Below are 20,879 nucleotides of genomic sequence, written 5' to 3' on the forward strand. Positions count from 1 at the left end.
AATGTTAAAAATATCTTTAGTATTAATGAGTATTTCTGCTGCATTTTTTGCGCAGGCTCAGGATATATCAGTGATTAGAAACTCTGTTGAGATTTATTCAAATTCTCCTAACATCGGTTCCGCAAAGTTCAATGCAATGGCAGGATCAAACGGAGCTTTAGGAGGTGATGCCAGTTCACTATTGACGAACCCGGCAGGTTTAGGGGTAGCTATTTCGGGAGATGTTTCAGGAACTATATCTATTGTTAGCAATAAAAATACAAGTACATTAGGAGGATCTGCTGTAAAATATACAGTTAATAATACTGATCTTGGAAATGCCGGAGGGGTGATTGCAATTCCGTTATTGTCACAAACAGGATGGAAGTTCGTTAATATCGGTGTTAATTATTCCAATCAGGCACTTGAAAATTATGTAGAGACTGCAGGAAATTCTAAAATATCAGTTCCTAAGAAGCTTGTAGATAAAGACGGAAATGATGTTAATGCAAATATGTCTTATCTGGGACATAATTATGACAGATATGGAAATCAGTCTAAAATGAATATCGGTGTAGGTGCCAATTATGAAAACCGTTTCTATATTGGTGCAGGATTGAATTTCCACTACGCAAGTATTGATCAAAATGAAACTGCTTTGTTCGGGCTTGATGTAAATAATTCAGTAGATAGCTATAGCAAACAGTTTACTCCATATTCTGAGCGTTCAAACGGGTTCTCTGCAAGTTTAGGGGTTATCGGGAAGGTGAGCAATCAATTAAGATTAGGAGCTTCCATTGAAACACCTACCTGGTGGACTATTGACAGAACATTCAAGGAATATTATACAGATAAAAACGACGGATATATTTATTATCAGTTCTTTGGAGAAGACAGAACTTTCAGATCACCAATGAAAGCTACGGTGAGTGCTGCATTTGTTCCTAGTAAAAACTTTGCTTTAAACGTAGACTATACATTAGGATTAACAAAGCCGAAGTATAAAGTTCAGGGAGACTCAGAAAGTGTAATAAACTCTTTCTATAGTGATCTTTACAAGAATTCTTCTGAGGTAAAAGTAGGAGCGGAATATAGAATTCAAGGTTTTAGACTGAGAGGTGGATATTCTTACGCTTCAAGTCCTTTTGATGCTTTTGCAATCAATGCATATAATAATTCTGGAGCGATTGCGAATACAAATTATAGCGATATGATTTTGGGAGCAAGAAATACAGTTGGTGTAGGTATAGGATATGATTTTGGACAATTCTATCTTGATGCTGCTTATCAGAACATCAGCTCTAGCTATAAAAATCCTTTCTTGTATGCAGATTCAGGAGCAGGATATTACTCAGGTGACTTTGATGTTGAATCGCCAGCTTCTGTAGTATCTGAAGTTAAAAATAACAGAAATAATTTCTTCGTTACATTAGGATGGAAATTCTAAACTTTATCTAAGAGATTATCATAAAAATAAAAAGCTCCGGATTTCACTCCGGAGCTTTTTTATGCATAAAACTTTTTTGTTATTAATGATGATGGAAAAGATGCATAACCAATGCAAGGGAAACTCCCAATACTACCAATCCTATCTTTACCCAGTCAATATTGTGATTTTTATTACTTTCAAAAATAATCACTGACGAAATATGAAGGAAGATTCCGCCTACAATCGCCAGAAAATAAGGCTGAAGATTTGGGTTGAAATAATTCCCTAAAAGCATTCCCATAGGAGAAGCAAGGGCAAAAAGAGCCACAATCAGTAGCGATGGATATGATGATGAACTTTTTGATTCTCCTTTTCTGTTGAACAAAAATGCTCCCAAAATAAATGAAATAGGAAGATTGTGAAATACAATCCCAAGAAGATAAGGAGATAATTCATGTTCCTCATTAGCAAGAGGAATTCCTTCAATAAATGCATGAATAAAAAGTCCTACCATTAAAGCCATTGGTAGAATATTGTGCTCGCTATGATGGTGAAAGTGACCATGTTCAAAACCTTTGGTAAGCGCTTCCAGAATCATTTGCAGAAGAACTCCCGCAATAACAAATATTCCCAGACTGCTGCCTGCTGAAGAAGTATAGACTTCAGGAAAAACTTCATTCAGACATATTGTAATCAGGAAGCCGGCACTTAAAATTAATAAGTTTTTAGCCAGTTTTTCCTTTTTACCAAAGTGCTTTCCCAGAAATACTCCGGCAATTACACTGAAAATCAGTAAAAGTACTGTTATCATTATTTTTTCTTAAATAAATTGATGCAACGTGGGGAACTTTCTTTATTAAATTCGTTCAGCTGATAATCTCCCCATATTTTTATTCTTTCGAAACCACATTCCGAAGCATAATTATGAATCGCGTCCAATGTATGAAGCTTTACCTTTTCAAAGAAATGAAAAGACTGACCTTCTGTTTCAAAACGAATGTCTTTAATAACATGCCTTCCTTCGATCTTTTTCAGGATTTTAAAATCAATGTCACCACGGGTAATAACCGTTTCAGGAACCAGTGTATTTCTTACATATTCTTCATTCAGATAATCTAAAACAAAATATCCTCCCGGCTTCAATGCATTGTAAACAGATTGAAATACATTTTTATCGTCATTTTCATTATCAAAATAGCCGAAGCTTGTAAACAGATTGAAAACAGCATCCATAGGATCTGCATCAATCGGATTTCGCATATCATGAACTTCAAAAATCAAAGTTTGATTTTCGTATTGTTTATCAGATTCAATGCTTTGTCTTGAAAGATCCAGTCCCAAAACATCATATCCTAATTTATTAAGGAAAACTGAGTGTCTTCCCTTTCCACAGGCAAGATCAATGATCTTTGATTGAGGCGGAAGCTGTAGGTCCGCAGTAAGTTTTGTGATGAAGTTTTCAGCTTCAGTATAGTCTCTGTTGCTATAAAGCAAATGATAATAAGGGGTATCAAACCAAGATTCAAACCATTCCATAACGCAAAAATAGTTAAATTTGTGGTCTTAAAAGCAAAGTATTTTACAACATTAAAAGATTGAAAAATTCGATTGGGTGAGAAATCGAATAGTTAATCTTTTGATTGTTAATATTTTAAATCTTTTAAGTCAAAATTATGGACATAGAAAATCTACAAATACAGATAAAAACATTCTTCGGACTGGAACAGATTCTTGCAGAAGAAATCAAGAAATTAGGAGGAAGAAAGGTTGAAATTAAAAACAGAGCGGTAAATTGTGAAGGAGATCTTGGTTTTCTTTATAAGATTAATTACTCTGCGAGAACAGCTTTGAAAATCTTAGTGCCGATTCATCAATTTAAGGCTTTTAACCAGCACCAGTTCTATGACAGATTATTTAAATTTGAATGGGATGAATTTATGGATGTTGAGCAGTCGTTCTCTATTGATGCAACGGTAAATTCTGAAACTTTCAAGCACTCTCAGTTTGTAACTCTGAAAATGAAAGATGCTATTGTAGATTATTTTCAGGAGAAATATAAAAAACGTCCGAATGTAGAAACCAGAAATCCGGATATTAAGTTTCACCTTCATATTGACAGAGAATTGGTCATGATTTCTATGGACTCTTCCGGAGATGCTTTATTCAAAAGAGGCTACAGAAGAGAACAAGGAGAGGCTCCGATTAATGAAGTGCTGGCAAGTGGAATGCTACAGCTTGCAGGATGGGACGGAAAAGGAAACTTCCTTGATCCAATGTGTGGTTCCGGTACATTACTGATTGAAGCGGCGATGATTGCTATGGATCTTCCGGCACAGATTTTCAGAAAAAGATTCGGGTTCCAGAACTGGAAAAATTATGATGCTGATTTATTCTCAAAAATTAAAGAATTTAGAGTCAATAGAGTGAGACAATTTGATGGAAAGATTGTAGGATATGACATTGATGCAAGAATGCTGAATGCTGCAAGAATGAATGTAGAAGCTGCGGAAATGGAAGATGTTATTGAAATCAGAAAACAGAATTTCTTTGATTCTAAAAAGGATCTTTTCCCTTTATTAATGGTATTCAATCCACCATATGATGAGAGAATTTCCATTAATGATGATGACTTTTATAAAAAGATAGGGGATACGTTTAAAACAAATTATCCTAACACCCTTGCATGGTTGATCTCATCTGATCTTGAGGCGGTGAAAAAGATCGGTCTGCGTCCTTCAAGAAAGATTAAACTTTTCAACGGAAAGCTGGAAACCAGATTTTTGCAATACGAAATGTACGAGGGAACGAAAAAGATTCATAAATTAGAGGATAAATCATAAAATATAATTCTAAATTATGTCTTGGAATATCTTAGAAGTTGTAGGTATTATAGTGGATGTAATCTCTTATACGGGTAGTGGCTCAACGAGGATTTCCAGTGTCCAAAAGAAGGACAAGAAAAAAGATAAATATTTTACAGAGAAAGTCAGCGCAAGATTCATTCTTGCTGCTGCTGTTCTCTTTTTTATCGTTTTTTATAAACCGTTGCCAGTAGGAGATCAAACAACAGCTTTAATTGTGTCTTCATTAATAGGAGTATCCCTCTCAGCTTTACTGTTTTTTCTTCTAAATCTTATGGAGCTTTACTATTTCAAAAGTATTTTCAAACTGCTTCTTTTCAGCTGTTCTGTTATCGCTTTTTTTATAGCTTTGGTAATGTGTGTCTATTATAAGTCTGGAATATTTATTTAATATTATAAAAATTAATTCTTCCAATAAGCTGTTAAACCGTTTGTGGTTTCTTCCACGAATAAGTAATTTTGAAAAATTTTCAATTTGAAACCTAGTATTTCCATTGTTGTTGCTATCTATAACCGAAAAGATGAACTTTTTGAGTTACTGAATTCTCTTACTCAGCAGACTGATAAAGAGTTTGAAATCATTATTGTTGATGATGGTTCCTTGATCGATCTGAGACCTACAATCCAGAATTTTGATGAAATGCTTGATATTAAGTATTTCAAAAAAGATAATTCAGGACCTGGGCTTTCAAGAAATTATGGGGCAAAAAGAGCGGCAAATGAGTGGTTGGTTTTTGTGGATAGTGATGTGATCGTTGAAAAAGATTATATAGAACACATTAAAAAAGATATTCAGACGATTCCTTGTGATGCATTTGGAGGTGCAGATAAGGCTCATAAAGGGTTTAATCTGATGCAGAAAGCGATTTCATATTCTATGACTTCTGTTTTTACAACGGGAGGAATCAGAGGGAATAAGAAAGCTGTTTCCAAATTTCAGCCGAGAAGTTTCAATATGGGAGTGAAAAAATCAGTCTTTGAGAAAGTAGGAGGCTTTTCAGAAATGAGAATAGGAGAGGACCCGGATTTGTCTATGACTCTTTGGGAAAACGGATTTACGACAGCTTTTTTTGATGATATTGCGGTTTATCATAAGCGCAGAGTAGATTTTGGGAAATTTTCTAAGCAGGTTTATCAGTTTGGTTGTGCAAGACCAATTCTTAATCAGAGGCATCCGAATTATGTGAAGATTTCCTTTGCTTTTCCCACATTGTTTATGTTGGGATATATCATGGGATTTATTGAGTATTTCCTTTTGGGAAGAGGAATTATCCTTGCTTTTTATGGTTTGTATACTTTTTTAGTGTTATTCCATGCTCTTTTATTAACTAAGAATATCAGCATTGCCGGAATGGCGGTCATTTCTACCTATATTCAGATGTTTTCTTACGGTTATGGGTTCCTGAAATCATGGATTCTTTTGAATGTTTTCAAAATGAAACCTGAGGAGGCTTTTCCGCATCATTATTACAAGAAATAAGATTTGTATAATAAAAAATAAAGAAGGCTGTTTCCAAGGAAACAGCCTTCTTTTGTACAATAAAATTTAGGATATAGAAAGGTTTTCATGGCTAAGAACACCTACTTTTAGCATGCATTCTTTCATTTTATGATAGGTTCTTTTAATATCGTGATCCAAACCGATAGAGAATCTGATCAGTCCGTCAGAGATCCCGATTGACGCACGTTCTTCTTCCGGAATTTCAGATGAAGTGGATTTTCCTGAACATGAGAACAGGGTTTTATAGAAACCAAGGCTTACTGCAAGATAGCCTAGATTTTCTGTCTGCATCAGCTCCATCAGCTCATTAGCTTTTTCCGTTGTTCCAGCATCTAAAGTCAGTAGTCCTCCAAATCCGTATTCTTCATCGATCATACTCTTCATCAATTCATGATTTTTATGAGAAGGTAATCCCGGATAAGAAATTTTTAATCCGTCCTGTTCAAATCTTTCAGCCAGATACATGGCATTATGACTGTGTTGTTTTATTCTGATATGAAGCGTTCTCAGGTTTTTAAGAATGCTTGAAGCTCTCAAACTGTCCATTGTAGGACCAAGAAGCATACATGCACCTGAATTTACATTTTTAGTGTCATCTATAAAAGCCTGTGTTCCGCAATATACACCGCCCACTGTATCACTGCTTCCGTTGATGAATTTTGTTAAACTATGAATAACTACATCAGCACCGAATAACTGTGGTGAAATGGAAAGAGGAGAGAAAGTATTGTCAACAATTAATTTTAAATTGTGCTTTTTACAGATTTCTGAAAGCTTTCTAAGATCTGCTACTTCTAACAAAGGGTTGCTGACACTCTCACAATAGATCACTTTTGTATTTGGAGTGATAGCATTTTCAATAGATTCAAAATTATTGATGTCTACGAAAGTAGTTCCTACATTGAATTGTGGTAAGAAATTTTTAAGGAAAGCGTAGGTTCCACCATAGATGGTTCTGCTTGAAATGATATGGTCTCCGCTTTTACAAACCTGCATAAGAACGGATGTGATCGCTCCCATTCCGGAAGCTGTAACGTTTGCCGATTCTGTATTCTCCATTTTGGCAAGTGCCTGTGCCAGATAAAGGTTCATCGGTGATGAATGTCTGGAATATAAATAACATCCCTCTGCATTTCCTTCAAAAGTATCAAACATGGTTTTTGCTGAAAGAAATGTATAGGTAGAACTGTCGGAAATAGAAGGGTTTACTCCTCCGAATTCGCCAAAATACTGAAGATCCTGGATCTCGTTGGCTGCATTAAAATTTTCCATAAGTATTGTTTTTATTTTACAAGCCTAATTTGCGTTATTTTCATAATTATTACAATATAAAATTGAATTTATAGAATATAAAACTGTAAAATATTATTTATTTAGAAAATATAATTGTTATCTTCGGAGATATTAAAAATCAACCAAAAAATTATCTATGGAACTTGACGAAATTGATAAGAAACTGTTGTTGTTTTTGCAGGAAGACTGTAAACAAACCACCAAAGAACTGTCTGGTAAGCTGGGATTATCAGTGACGGCTGTTTATGAACGGGTAAAGAAATTGGAAAACTCGGGCGTTATCTCAAGATATGTTGTATTATTGGATAAGCGTAAGGTAAAACGTGATTTTATAGTATTATGTCATGTAAAATTAACACAACATAAGAAAGAATTTGTTCTTCAGTTTGAAAAAGAGGTGATGAATCTCCAGGAAGTTACAGAATGTTTTCATGTAAGTGGTGATTATGACTACATTCTTAAAATAGGAGTGAAGGATATTGAAGATTACAGAAATTTTATGCTGACGAAACTTACGACGCTACAACACATCGCAAGCACGCACAGCTCATTTATGATTTCCGAAGTAAAAAATACAACGGCAATTGTTTTATAAAATTAAAAGTCAGAATAATATAGTTTATAATAAGAGCTTAGTATCATTTATTACTCTTTGTTTATAAATTACACAAGGACTCCGTTTTTAGAAGCAATAGGATCCGGTAAATCTGTTTCTCCGGTCATTTGAAGAAGATCAATTTCAATAGTTCGGCAGATGGAAAGCATTGGAACGTCAAACATCAAGCCTGCAAAAGGGTTTTCCGAGTAATCACCCACAAGTTCCATAATGATATAAATCCATCCGATGATGATACAGAAAGGAATGGAAGTCCAGATTCCCCAATCTCCAAGCTTTGCAAATTCATTAACTAATCCTAATGGAAGTAAAGTGATGAACAGAATGTTGAAGACAAATGCTGTACTGGCAAATTGTCTTGGAGAAGGAAATTTTTTAATTCTTTCTGCTTGCCCCTGAAAACCATAGAACTCATTCAGTGTGTTTTGAAGCTGAGTTTGATTGAAATCTGTGATGGCATGCATGTTTTTCAGCTCATTGATATCTTTTGCCTGTTGAGAAATCAAATAGGTTGCAAAGTTTTTATATTCACTTTTCAGTTCATATTCTTCTTCTGAAAGATATTTATGTAAGAAAATAGGAGCTCTTCCGTAATCTGGGAATCCTGCTTTGATTAATCTGTTTCTTCTGAGATTGATATTTCCGAATTTATTATTTTCACTGCTGATGTGTTCCCATTCTGTAGGAACCAAAAGTTGTTCACGGAAAGTGTAAAGCCACGCAATGTGACGGTAAATGATCTTTTTTTTGCGGTCTTCGAGATCAAAAGTTCCTATTTCTTCATTTTTTGTATCAAAAGCCTGAACCATTGAAGCGAAGGAACGGCTTGAATTTACAATTCCGCCCCAGATTTTTCTAGCTTCCCAAAGTCTGTCGTAAGCCTGGTTGTTTTTGAAACCAACAAGGAATGCTTCTGCAGTACCGATTAATGCAACCGGAACCCACGGAATTGTCATCCAATGCCAATTAAAGAAGTAAAACAGAACGGCAATCAGGGTACACCATATAGAAATTAGTATAAGGTGTGTACCTGATAAATTAAGAACTTGTCTATAGTTGACGTACTTTGTAGTGATCATAGGGAACGTAAAATTTGGAGTGCATACAAACAAAATAGATACCAAAACCAGGCTATCTGTTCTGTTTATTAAAATTAATAAAAAAACCTCTAAAAAATTAGAGGTTTTGTATAATTAATATGCGAGCATTTCTTCGATCTTTTTGCTGAGCTTTTCAGCATTCGGCAGCATTTCTTTTTCCAGTACCAGATTGATAGGAACTGCAGGAGTATCTAAAGATCCCATTGCTTCTACCGGAGCATCCAGGTATTGGAAACAGTTTTTAGAAATTCTGTGAGCAAATGCTTCTGCAAAAGAGTTATTAAGCTGCTCTTCTGTCAGAACAATACATTTACCATGAGCTTTTACTCTTTCAAAAACTAATTCTTCATCTAACGGAATTAAAGTTCTCAAATCAATAACTTCAACTCTTCCATTGAAATTTTTTGCAGCTTCTTTAGCCCAGTAAACTCCCATTCCGTATGTAACGATCAATAAGGTTCTGCCTTTTTCGGTTTCATTTTTATCAGCTTCGATCACCACTTTACCTTTTCCAAATGGAAGGATATAATCTTCTGCCGGTTCTATTGTTTTAGCATCTTCGGTTCCAGGAACTTTGCTCCAGTATAATCCTTTATGTTCCAACATTACTACAGGGTTCGGGTCGTAATAAGCAGCTTTTAATAATCCTTTGAAATCGGCAGCATTACTTGGATAAGCAATTTTAATCCCTTTGATATTAGCTAAAATACTTTCAACACTACCACTGTGGTAAGGACCACCTCCTCCGTAGGCTCCAATTGGAACACGGATGATATTGCTTACAGGGAATTTCCCTTGACTTAAATAACTAGATTTTGAAATTTCGGTGATCAATTGGTTGATTCCCGGGTAAATATAGTCTGCAAATTGTACTTCAACAATTGGTTTTAATCCTACGGCACTCATTCCTGCTGTAGAACCAATGATATAAGCCTCCTGAATTGCAGTATTGAAAACTCTTTTGCTTCCGAATTTTTTTCCTAAAGTTACAGTCTCACGGAAAACACCACCAATTCTTTCACCTACATCCTGTCCGTAAAGAAGTGCTTCTGGATGCTTCCACATCAATTCCTGTATAGCATGGATAGCAGCGTCTACCATTACAATTTTTTCTCCGTTGGCAGGTTCTCTTGTTCCTGTTTCCTCAGTAATTGGAGTAGGAGCAAAAACATGTTGCATTACTGTTTCAGGCTTTGGATCTTCTGCATTTTTAGCTCTTTCAAAAGCTTCTTCAGCATCAAGACGTGCTCTTTTTGTGATTTGTTTTAAAAGATCTTCGTCAACACCTGCTTCAAGCAATTGTTTTCTAAGGATTTCTCCCGGATCTTTAGCTCTATGTTTTGTTAAATCTTCTTCGTCTCTGTAGAATTCTCTTCTTACTCCTGAAGTATGGTGCCCGATTAATACTGTTTTTGCACAAACAACCAAAGGTTTTCTCTCGGTTCTTACAAAATCAACAGCTTTTTTCATTGCCTCAAAACTTTCAGCAAAGTCAGTTCCGTCGACTCTCATTCTGCTTAATCCTGAAAATCCTGCTACAAAATCGTATGCATCACAAGTTCTGGCTTCTTCCTTGGTTACGGAAATTCCCCATTCATTGTCTTGTACCAGGAAAATAATAGGGAGTTGGTGTAAAGCTGCAAATTGTAACGCTTCACTTACTTCACCTTCTGTTACGGAATTATCTCCAAGGCTACATACTACGACAGGATTGTTTTCAAAATTCTGAAGTTCAAAATCCTGAATATATTTTATCCCTTGCGCCACTCCGGTAGTAGGAATAGTCTGCATTCCTGTAGCGGAACTCTGGTGGATGATTTTTGGTTTGTTCTCATCTCTGCTTGAAGGGTGTGAGTAATAGGATCTACCTCCGGAAAAAGGATCGTCAGCTTTAGCCAATAATTGAAGCATCAATTGGTACGGTTCAAAGCCGATTCCTAGAAGGATGCTTTCATCTCTATAATAAGGAGATACCCAGTCTTCTTTTTTTAACTGGTAGGCGGTTGCTAATTGGATGGCTTCGTGGCCTCTTGAAGTACTGTGAACGTATTTACAGATGTTTCTGTTTTCTTCGTAAATGTCGGCCATTGCTTTAGCCAGCATCATATGATTGTACGCTTTAAGTAAAATATCCTGAGAAACTTTTTCGTGAAGTGTATTTTCCATAGGAGACAAATATACATAAAAAAACAAAATACTAACAACTGTTAGTATTTTGTAATAAAATTATGGTTTTGATGATTATTCTTTAATGACTTTTTTAGTGATGATGTCATTGTCTGTTTTTATTTCGATGATATAAATTCCTTTTGTATATGTCGATAAATCAATTGTTTCCTTTTCGCTATTGATTGTTCCGCTTTGTAGTTTTTTGCCGGACATATCATAAATAATAAATGCTGATTTTTTAGGAGCTTTTAGAATGTTTGTGACATCTTTTGTAACGGAGGGTGAAATGATAAGGTTACTTAAAGCCCCCGCCTTAGAATCTTTGGTTCCTAATAATTCAGAATGACCGGTTACAATGATTGAATAATTCTGAGGGGCGTTTTCATTACTATTGTTTCGAAGTATACCTTTGTTTGTAATTTCTATTCTATAATTTCTTCCAGCTACAGGATTATCTACTATTACCTGTTCAACATTATCTACAGTGTTATCTCCTTTTAATGCTGTTAAAGGGTTATTGTAATCAAGTCTCCATGGAAGATAAACAATATTGTTGCTTGCATCAATAATTCTCAAATCTAAATCATTCATTAATTTTGAAATTCTATTATTGTTCAGGTTAGCTAAAGAAGTATTATTATCAACATTTGGATATTCAGGATCTACCCATGAAATAGTAACTTTTAGTGGTTCGCTTCCTGAAGCAACAACTGTTTTTTTGTTCGAAGTACCACTTGTTAATACTTCATCATTAAAAATAATGGTGTTATTAGATTTTCCTACAAGTAGCTCAGCTCCTTTTTTAGCATTGATGAAGCCCCAGCCAAATTGAGCATCTGGTCCAGGATTGCTGCCTGCTTCCAAAGCAGAATGGATCATTAAAGTTTTTGCAGATGCTGCATTTAACAAACTACCTGAAAATAATTGTTTGTTAATTTGAGTCCAAAGACCAATGATTCCTGTAACAATTGGTGCGGAATAAGATGTTCCGCTTCCGATTGCTACACCGTTACTTCCTACTGAATCATTTCCAGTAGTAGCACTTGCTACATTAGTTCCAACAGCTGTAATGTCAGGTTTAATACCACCATCATCTCTAGGACCTGCACTACTATATGATGAATGGATAACATCTGCAGATGCAATATATCTTCCATTATTTGCTGTAATTCTATCTGAAGCAGCAACAGAAATAATATTTTTGGCTACAGATCCGGGAGATATGCAATCGTATCCTTGTGCACAGTTTACAGCGGGAGGGGTATCTGTAGTGGCAAACTCTACCCAACTTCCGGTATTTACATAATATTTTTTAAAATTAGCTGTTGCTGGTAAATAAGCGTTGCTTCCCATTCCAAAAGAATTTCCAGCAGATTTTATAATAATATAAGATGGGTCGCTATAAACAAGTAAATCATACAGTCTATCATTAAGAATATAAGAACCCTGCATATCATATGTCGTATTGGATGGTGTAAAGCTTCCGTGCCATCCCCAGGCTTGAGTATTGTTAACTTCTATAACATCCCAGCCTGCACTGATGCCATAAGAATGATTAGAAATATTTGGTTGTGCTGTTAAGATTTTTTCAAACACATTTTTTGATGTTGTTTCTCCTTGTAGTATAGAATTTCCAAAAGAATATGCATCTATTGTACAATTAGGGGCAATACCTTTAAAATTGACTTGTCTTCCGTTTTGGGGGAAAGTGTAAGGAAAGTCCCTTGCTCCAATGAAACTAGCGACAGCAGTAGCGTGATCACCGTAATTAAGATTGCTGCTTTCTTTATTGGTAATTCTTCCAGGAGCATTATTGAAAAGAGTATGATTAGCGTATACTCTGGCATTACCAGATACTGTACTACCATCAAAAATAGTAAATTTTATATTTTCACCATTAAAAGATCCAGTTAGTCCAGTAATATTACCTCCTTGTAAGTAATCGGAATTAGAATTTTTAATTTGATCCATATCATGAACTTTATAAAAATAGGGCTTATTGCTATCTGTAAACCCCGCAAGACTAGTTTTTAGTTCATCAATTTCTTTTAAAGTTTCTGGATTTTTGTTACTCCCGTAACGCTTTGCTACATAAGCATCAAATTTTTTGTTGTTTTCTATTCTCTGTTTTTCAAACTCTTTCATCAGAGTTTCATTTTTCTGTTGTGCATTTGCTAATGTTAAAGCAAAAACACTAATCGAAATAAAGATTTTCTTCATAGTATATGATAAATGTTTAAAGATTTTTGTGTTTTATCAAATATATGAATTAAGTGTTTTGTTTATTTATTTGGTGTGAATAATTGTTGTTTTGATTTAAATTGTTATTGAATATTTAATTTATTGTTTATAATTTTGGTTTTTTTCTGTTTTTGATAGTTTGATTTTTAGGAGAAATGCAGTGGAAAGAAGGCGAAAAGTTTGCTTTTTCTTACTTTTTATTGTTTGTAAAGGATGCGTTGGTGGTATTTTATTGAAAGCATAAAAAAAGGATACCGAAATTCGATATCCTTTTATAGATTTATTTTATAGTGATAAATTACTCTTTAATCACTTTTTTAGCAACTACATCTTTGTCGGTTTTTACTTCAATGATGTAAATTCCTTTTGTGTAAGCCGATAAGTCAACAGATTCTTTGTCACTATTGATGTTTCCGCTTTGTAATTTTTTACCTGAAAGGTCATAAATTGTGAATGTAGATTTTTTAGGAGCATTTAAGATATTAGTTACATCTTTAGTAATAGAAGGTGCAATAGCAAGCTCGCTTAAAGCTCTACTGCCTTCTTTAGTTCCTAATGAACCTGCAGTATGACCTGTTACAATGATTGAATAGTTTTGAGGAGCTGTCACACCTGGAGTAGCGTTGTTCACCAATGTTCCTTTGTGAAAGATTTCAATCTTGTAGTCTCTTCCTGTAACAGGAGCGTCAATAATTACTTGTTCTACATTGTCAACAGTGTTGTCGCCTTTAATTGCTGGAGCTGTTGGGTTAATAGGATTAAGCTTCCATGGCATATATACTGTATTCGTAGTGGTGTCAGTAATTCTTAAATCTAGATCATTTATAAGTCTAGAAGTTCTGTTATTGTACGCAGCTTCCCAACTGATATTTTGAGGAAGTTTAAATTCTGGGTCAATCCAGGAAATCGTTACTTTAAGAGGTTCACTTCCTGAAGCTTTTACGATTTTGGTATTTGTACTTCCGTTGTTTAAAGTCTCTTCATTGAAAATTACAGTATTGTTAGACTTTCCAACTAAAAGTTCAGCACCTTTTTTAGCGTTGATATATCCCCAACCATACCATGCATCAGGACCTACGGTTCCTGCTTCATATGCTGAATGTACTGTCAATGTTTTAGCTGTAGCAGCGTTCATATCTGCATTATTAAACATTGATTTATATATTTGCATCCAAAGTCCGATAATCCCTGTTACCTGAGGTGCAGACATTGAAGTACCGCTGTTGATTTGCCAAGCAACGCTTCCTATAGTGTCTTGTGCAGTTGATGCCATCCATATATCTGATCCCGGAGCTGCAATATCTGGTTTAATACCCCCATCATCTCTAGGTCCGGCACTACTATAATCAGCTTTTACAACATCTGTTGAAGTGTTATATCTAAAGTTATTAGTAGTGATAACTTCTGTAGCAGCTACGACAATAATGTTTTTAGCTAGAGAACCAGGTCCTATACAGTCTCCACCGTTACCACAGTTTGTTGCTGGAAGGGTATCTGTTGCTGTAAATAAAGTAAGATTTCCATTTTCGTTTGTGTAATACTTAGGAGCTGCTGATGCACCTGGTAAAGCAGGTCCCATACCAAAATAGTTACCTGCAGATTTTACAATAACATTTGTAGGATTGGTATATACAATGTTATCATAGTTTTGATCATTAGTAAAATAGGTGCCTTGTAGATCAAAAGTAGCATAAGGTTCAGTAGCGGTAGCAGGATAGTAATCACCATTCCAAACCAGAGCGGTTGCGCCGGAAACAGTTGCAATATTCCATCCTGCATTATTTCCATAGGAGTGGTTAGAGATTTTTGGCTGAGCTATGACAATTTTTTGGAATACATTACTAGTTGCTGTGTTACCAGGTAGGGTTGTTGTAGCAAATCTATAAGAATTCATTGTCGAATTTAATGCTATTCCCATTGCATTTCCGCTGCTTGTTGTCCCATCAGGAGCTGTTGCGGTTAGGGGAGATGATTTTGCACCTACAATACTAGCAACACCAGTAGAATGTGCACTGTATGGATTTGTATCAGCCTCTTTGTTAGTAATTCTGCCAGCTGTATTGCTAAATGCAGGGTGTGCGGCATAAATTCTTCCTCCATCAAATATGGTATAAAGTATTCCTTCTCCATTGAAAGCTCCTGCCAATCCAGCAACACTACCCGCCGTAGTTAAAGCATCTACATTGTTGTTCAAAATTTGACTTTGATCATCTGCTTGGTAGAAATAAGGTTTGTTACGGAAAAACCCTGCTAGGTTAGCTTTTTCTTCTTCAATTTTTTTCTGAATGTCAGCTGACTTTGCAGTGCTTCCATACTTTTTTGCAACATAAGAGTCAAACTTAGCGCTATTCTCTTTGTTTTGTCTTTCAAACTCTCTTTTTAATCCTTCATTGTTTTGCGCACTTAGCATTGAAATAGCTAAAGTGCCGACCAAAAGTAAATGTTTCTTCATAATGGTTGGTAAAATATTAAAAAATTGTAATTGCTCAAATATATGTTAAAATTATCAAATTGATGTAGTTTTTATTAAATAATTATTGTTTTAGTTTGAGTATTGTGTAATTATTTAATGTATTACTTTGTGTTTTTGTATTGTTTTGTATGTTGTTTTTATTTTTAAATATGTAAAATATTAATCATTCTTTGTATTGTGGTTTTACATTAGTTATTAAAAAAAATGAAGTAACTTTACATTCTCTTTTTTATAAAAGTTAGAAAATTATATGTATTTAATTTTTGACACAGAAACAACCGGTTTACCAAAAAATTTCAACGCCCCGCTTTCAGATTCTGATAACTGGCCAAGAATGGTGCAGATTGCATGGCAGGTGCATGATGATGATGGTAATTTAATTGAAAATCAGGATTATATCATAAAACCTGAAGGGTATGATATTCCCTTTAATGCGGCAAGGATTCATGGGATTACGACGAAGATAGCGAATGAAGAAGGTCGTGATCTTCAGGAAATTTTAGAAGAATTTTCTAAAGTTCTTGATAAGGTAAGAGTAGTTTCCGGGCATAATGTAGAATTTGATTACAATATTGTAGGAGCAGAATTCTACAGAAAAAATATAAAGGATAACTTACAGGAAAAACCTAAGGCTGATACCATGATCTTAGGAACCGATTTCTGTCAGCTGGGCGGAGGTAGAGGAGGTAGATTCAAACCACCGAAACTTGAAGAACTTTACGAAAAATTATACGGAAATAAGTTTGATGAAGCCCACAATGCAGCCGCCGACGTAAATGCAACGGCTAGAGCTTTCTTCGAAATGGTAAGGATAGGAGTGGTTCCAGCTGATGTACTGAAAATATCAGAAGATCAGTTAAGTTACTTCAGAAGTCTTTATCCAGATCCGATTAAGCCTTTCAATATTGTTATCAGAAGGCAGGTTGCTGATTTTCATAATAAGAAAAAGCAGCAGGATTTCGGAAGTATTGATGAGATTGATCTTGGTAAATATTTCAATTTTGATAATCATAGTGTTTTTTCTACACTGACGGCGACTTCGAGTATAAATGACCTGATCAAAAAAGCTTCAGAAGAAAATTTCCCTGCTGTCGGAATGGTAGATCTGGGGAATATGATGGGGGCTTTCAAATTTGTTTCAGCGGTAGAAGGCGCCAATGGTGATCGTGCAAAAAAACATAAAGAATATTTAGCAAAAAAACAGGAAGCAGAAGAAAACGGAACTGAATTCAATGAAGAAGAACCGGTTTCTGAACCTTTAATTCCAGTTGTGGGCTGTGAGTTTTATATTTCAGATCGTTACGAACAAAAACAGTTTACCAAAGATGATCCGGATAGAAGGACTCAGGTTGTACTTTTAGCAAAGGATTCCAACGGATATAAAAATCTGGCAAAGCTTTCCAGTATAGGGTTTCTGAAAGGTTTTTACTTCGGAGTTCCAAGGATAAGCCGTGAACTGATTGCTGAGTACAAAGAAGGACTGATTGCTCTTACATCAGGGATTCTTGGAGATATTCCGGATGCAGTCCTGAATACAGGTGAGCAGAAAGGGGAAGAGCTTTTCAAATGGTGGAAGGATACTTTTGAAGATGATTTCTATGTACAGCTTCAAAACCATAAATTACCTGAAGAAGAACACTTGAACGAAGTTTTGTTATATTTTGCTGATAAATATAATGTTAAAATATTAGCTCAGAACGAAACCTTTTATACCAATAAAGACGACTCTAATATTCAGGATATTGTGAGTTGTATTAAAGATGGTGAAAAACTGTCAACTCCAGTAGGGAAGGGGTTTGGTAAGAGAAGAGGGCTTTCAACCGGAGAATATTATATTAAAAATTCCGATGAAATTAAGGAAGCGTTTTTGGCGTATCCTGATGCGTTTGAGGCTTATGAAGAATTTTTTGCAAAGTTTAAACCCTATACATTAAAAAGAGATGTACTTCTTCCAAAATTTGATATTCCTGAAGAGTTTATTCATGCAGAAGATGAGGTAGATGGAGGGAAACGTGGGGAGATGGCTTATCTTACCTACCTTACTTATGAAGGAGCAAAGAAGAGATATGATCCGTTTGGTGGCATTACAGATGAAATTAAAGAACGTCTTGATTTCGAGCTTGAAGTAATTGCCAACACCGGATATCCGGGGTACTTCCTTATTGTACAGGATTTTTGTAATGAAGCTCGTAATATGGGCGTTTGGGTAGGTCCCGGAAGGGGTTCTGCGGCGGGATCTGCAGTGGCTTACTGTATTGGAATTACCAATGTAGACCCTATTAAATACGACCTCCTTTTTGAGAGATTCCTGAATCCGGAAAGGGTTTCAATGCCCGATATTGATATTGACTTTGATGATGAAGGTCGAGACAAAATTATCAAATGGGTAGTTGAAAAATATGGAAAAACTCAGGTAGCGCAGATTATTACTTATTCGGTATTAGGTGGGAAATCTGCCATTAAAGATGCCGGAAGAGTTTTGGACGTACCTATTCCTGATACAAATAATATCGCTAAGCTGATTCCTCCAAGTCCGGGGATGAATATTGCAAAAGCTTTAGCTAAATATGATAAATTAAAACCGGAAGACCAGATGCTCGTTGATGAAATGAGATATGTTCTTAACAGTCCTGATGATGCACGACATGGAGTTTTGGCAAGTGCTAAAAAGATGGAAGGCTGTATCAGAAATACCGGGATTCACGCCTGTGGTGTAATCATTACCCCGGAAGATGTCAGTAATCTTGTTCCGGTGACAATTGCTGCAAAAGATGCGGATATCTTAGTATCACAGTTTGATAACTCTGTTGCAGAGAGTGCCGGTCTTTTGAAAATGGACTTCCTAGGGCTTAGGACATTAACCATCATTAAGGATGCATTGAAATTGGTTAAAGCAAGATATGGACTTGATATTGACCCCGATTTGATCCCATTAGATGATACAAAAACCTATCAACTATTTAAAGAAGGACGTACAGTCGGGATTTTCCAGTATGAAAGTCCAGGGATGCAAAAATACATGAGGGAGCTGAAGCCTACAGTTTTTGCCGACCTTATTGCCATGAATGCATTGTACAGACCGGGTCCTATTAAATATATTCCAAACTTTATTAATAGAAAGCACGGAATTGAAGAGATCGTTTATGACTTGCCTGAAACAGAGGAATACTTAAAGGAAACTTACGGAATTACTGTTTATCAGGAGCAGGTAATGCTTTTATCCCAAAAACTGGCAAACTTTACAAAAGGTGAAGCCGATACCTTGAGAAAGGCAATGGGTAAAAAACAGATCGATGTTCTTAATAAAATGTATCCTAAATTCATTGAAGGCGGAAGAAAAAACAATCTGAATGAAGAAAGACTGGAGAAAATCTGGAATGACTGGAAAGCCTTCGCTGAATATGCATTTAATAAATCTCACTCTACCTGTTATGCCTTTATTGCTTATCAGACAGCCTATTTAAAAGCAAATTATCCTGCCGAATACATGGCAAGTGTAATGAGTAACAACATTAACAATACGGATTCAATTACCATGTTCATGGAAGATTGTAAAAGTATGGGAGTGGATGTTTTAGGACCGGATGTAAATGAATCTCAATACAAATTCTCTGTAAACGAAAAAGGACAGATTCGTTTTGGCTTAGGAGCGATTAAGGGAATTGGTGAAGGACCGAGTGAAGGAATAACAAGAGAAAGAGCAAACGGACGATTTAAAAATATCTATGATTTCTTTGAAAGGATCTTGCCATCTCAAATGAATAAAAGAGTTGCAGAAAGTTTAGTACTTGCAGGAGCATTTGACGAATTGGATGCTTTCCACAGAGGTCAGTATTTTGATATTGACATGGCGGGAAGAACAAATCTTGAAAGACTGATCAGATATGGGCAGAGCTTCCAGGAAAGTAAAAATGAGATGGAGCACTCTCTATTTGCTGATTTTGCTGATGAAGTTCAGATCGAGCAGCCGAAATTACCTCCTTGTCCGGAGTGGCCAAACATGCATTTGCTTAATAAAGAAAAAGAAATCATTGGATTCTATCTTTCTGCCCACCCGCTGGATGAATTTAAATATCAGTTCCAGTTTATGCAGGGAAGGCTTTCCAAGAAGAATGTATTAGAAAAAGAGGAGGAAGAAAAAGCGGTAACAGATGAAGCTCCTGTTCTAGAGCAGGATTCTCAGGATGAGACAGTTGATATTACAGAAATTGTTTCAGATGATGTTGTTGCGGGAGAAGAAGAAGTAATAGAAGAAACTACTAAAAAAGCTGAACCAAAAGGAACTTTCGGATTTTTGAACCTTGATGAGGTGGATGCTTATAAAGAGCAGGCTTTTGCCAATAAGCCGGATGAACTGTTTGAAGAAAAAAAGAAAGATTGGAAGACGCTTCAGAAAGAAAGAGAAAATGGCGGCGGTGGAAAAGAGTATACCGTGGCAGGTTTAATTACTGAATATAGAGTTCAGGATGGTTTCAGAAGTGGTGAGAAAGTAGCTTTTGTGACGCTGGAAGATTATTCCGGTTCTTATTCTTTCAGATTGGGAGATAGAGATTACATGAGATTGAAGGAAAAGCTTGAGGTTCAGAGATTTGTGATTTTTAAAATCAAATTTGCTCAGGTGAAAGACGGAAGAGTTTTTGTAAATGTGAATGATGTGATTGAGCTTCAGGAAGCATTTGAAAGATTTGCAAAAAGTATCTCTCTTGTCATGGATGTGATGGATGTAAGACCTGAAGACCTTGATTTCTTCAGAACGGTTCTTGATCGAAATAAAGGAAATCAAAAATTAAAATTCTTTATTAAAAATATTGAAGATGATTCTCATATTGAAGTTCAGTCTATGAAACATTCGGTTGATTTGAACGGAGACTTGATTAAAGAAATTCAGTTGCTCAATAAATATGAGTTCTATTTAAATTAAAATAATAAAAATATATAAATTTTTAAAAGTGGCATTTTTGTCACTTTTTTTGTTTTTAAGAGTTATTATAGTTTACATTAATATCAAATAAAATAGACTAGGTAGGGTTTTAGATTTTTGGTTAATTAATTGATTATTATCGCTTTATGGTTTTATGTTGATATTTGTTTCAAATATGTTAAAAACTAAATATATGTTTAATTTTATTTAAAAATAATTTTGTTTTTTAGTGTTGTAATTAATAATTTTTAATAATTTATGATATTGTGTTAAATATTTTATACATTTATTGCCTT

At 35.3% G+C, this 20,879-nt stretch carries 13 protein-coding genes; 6 read left to right on the plus strand and 7 right to left on the minus strand.

The features are described from left to right. The first annotated feature begins 1 nt into the window (after position 1). Positions 2-1,426: an OmpP1/FadL family transporter gene (locus BW983_RS15705; protein ID WP_076552840.1), complete on the plus strand. Its 1,425-nt coding sequence runs from the start codon at positions 2-4 to the stop codon at positions 1,424-1,426. Between the two features lie 82 nt (positions 1,427-1,508). Here the strand turns inward: BW983_RS15705 and BW983_RS15710 are convergent, their stop codons facing one another. Both BW983_RS15710 and BW983_RS15715 read right to left on the minus strand, forming a co-directional pair. Beyond that, positions 1,509-2,216, minus strand: coding sequence for a ZIP family metal transporter (locus BW983_RS15710; RefSeq protein ID WP_076552906.1), 708 nt, complete (start codon positions 2,214-2,216; stop codon positions 1,509-1,511). 2 nt (positions 2,217-2,218) lie between these two features. Further along, complete coding sequence (locus tag BW983_RS15715; protein WP_076552841.1) at positions 2,219-2,944, minus strand: class I SAM-dependent DNA methyltransferase; 726 nt, start codon at positions 2,942-2,944, stop codon at positions 2,219-2,221. Positions 2,945-3,081: 137 nt separating this feature from the next. Here BW983_RS15715 and BW983_RS15720 point away from each other — a divergent pair, with 137 nt between their 5' ends. The 3 genes from BW983_RS15720 (at position 3,082) to BW983_RS15730 (ending at position 5,749) form a co-directional block, all read left to right on the plus strand. Continuing rightward, entirely contained in the window at positions 3,082-4,248 is a 1,167-nt protein-coding gene (locus BW983_RS15720) for a THUMP domain-containing class I SAM-dependent RNA methyltransferase (protein WP_076552842.1), read from the plus strand. A gap of 16 nt (positions 4,249-4,264) precedes the next feature. After that, on the plus strand, positions 4,265-4,660 hold the full coding sequence (locus BW983_RS15725) for a hypothetical protein (protein WP_076552843.1): 396 nt from the start codon (positions 4,265-4,267) through the stop codon (positions 4,658-4,660). An 84-nt stretch (positions 4,661-4,744) separates the two neighbouring features. Continuing rightward, positions 4,745-5,749, plus strand: coding sequence for a glycosyltransferase family 2 protein (locus BW983_RS15730; protein WP_076552844.1), 1,005 nt, complete (start codon positions 4,745-4,747; stop codon positions 5,747-5,749). 66 nt (positions 5,750-5,815) lie between these two features. Here BW983_RS15730 and BW983_RS15735 read toward each other — a convergent pair whose 3' ends face one another. Then, complete coding sequence (locus BW983_RS15735) at positions 5,816-7,042, minus strand: aminotransferase class I/II-fold pyridoxal phosphate-dependent enzyme (protein ID WP_076552845.1); 1,227 nt, start codon at positions 7,040-7,042, stop codon at positions 5,816-5,818. Positions 7,043-7,199: 157 nt separating this feature from the next. On the opposite strand from BW983_RS15735, the gene BW983_RS15740 reads away from it, so the two are divergent. Further along, positions 7,200-7,658: an Lrp/AsnC family transcriptional regulator gene (locus BW983_RS15740; protein ID WP_076552846.1), complete on the plus strand. Its 459-nt coding sequence runs from the start codon at positions 7,200-7,202 to the stop codon at positions 7,656-7,658. Between the two features lie 68 nt (positions 7,659-7,726). On the opposite strand, the gene BW983_RS15745 is transcribed toward BW983_RS15740, so the two are convergent. The 4 genes from BW983_RS15745 to BW983_RS15760 all read right to left on the minus strand — a co-directional run bounded on the left by BW983_RS15745 (position 7,727) and on the right by BW983_RS15760 (position 15,641). After that, positions 7,727-8,758 carry a bestrophin family protein gene (locus BW983_RS15745; protein WP_076552847.1) on the minus strand — a complete coding sequence of 344 codons (1,032 nt, stop codon included), beginning with the start codon at positions 8,756-8,758 and terminating at the stop codon, positions 7,727-7,729. Between the two features lie 114 nt (positions 8,759-8,872). Next, positions 8,873-10,945, minus strand: a complete 2,073-nt coding sequence (locus BW983_RS15750; RefSeq protein ID WP_076552848.1) for an alpha-ketoacid dehydrogenase subunit alpha/beta — start codon at positions 10,943-10,945, stop codon at positions 8,873-8,875. Positions 10,946-11,020: 75 nt separating this feature from the next. Further along, a complete protein-coding gene (locus BW983_RS15755) occupies positions 11,021-13,168 on the minus strand; it encodes a S8 family peptidase (RefSeq protein WP_076552849.1) in 2,148 nt (715 codons plus the stop codon). Between the two features lie 319 nt (positions 13,169-13,487). Beyond that, positions 13,488-15,641 carry a S8 family peptidase gene (locus tag BW983_RS15760; RefSeq protein ID WP_076552850.1) on the minus strand — a complete coding sequence of 718 codons (2,154 nt, stop codon included), beginning with the start codon at positions 15,639-15,641 and terminating at the stop codon, positions 13,488-13,490. 271 nt (positions 15,642-15,912) lie between these two features. Here BW983_RS15760 and dnaE point away from each other — a divergent pair, with 271 nt between their 5' ends. Next, entirely contained in the window at positions 15,913-20,583 is a 4,671-nt protein-coding gene (gene dnaE, locus BW983_RS15765) for a DNA polymerase III subunit alpha (protein WP_076552851.1), read from the plus strand. Positions 20,584-20,879: the final 296 nt, after the last annotated feature.

This window comes from Chryseobacterium ureilyticum, from assembly GCF_900156735.1.
Lineage (GTDB): Bacteria > Bacteroidota > Bacteroidia > Flavobacteriales > Weeksellaceae > Chryseobacterium > Chryseobacterium ureilyticum.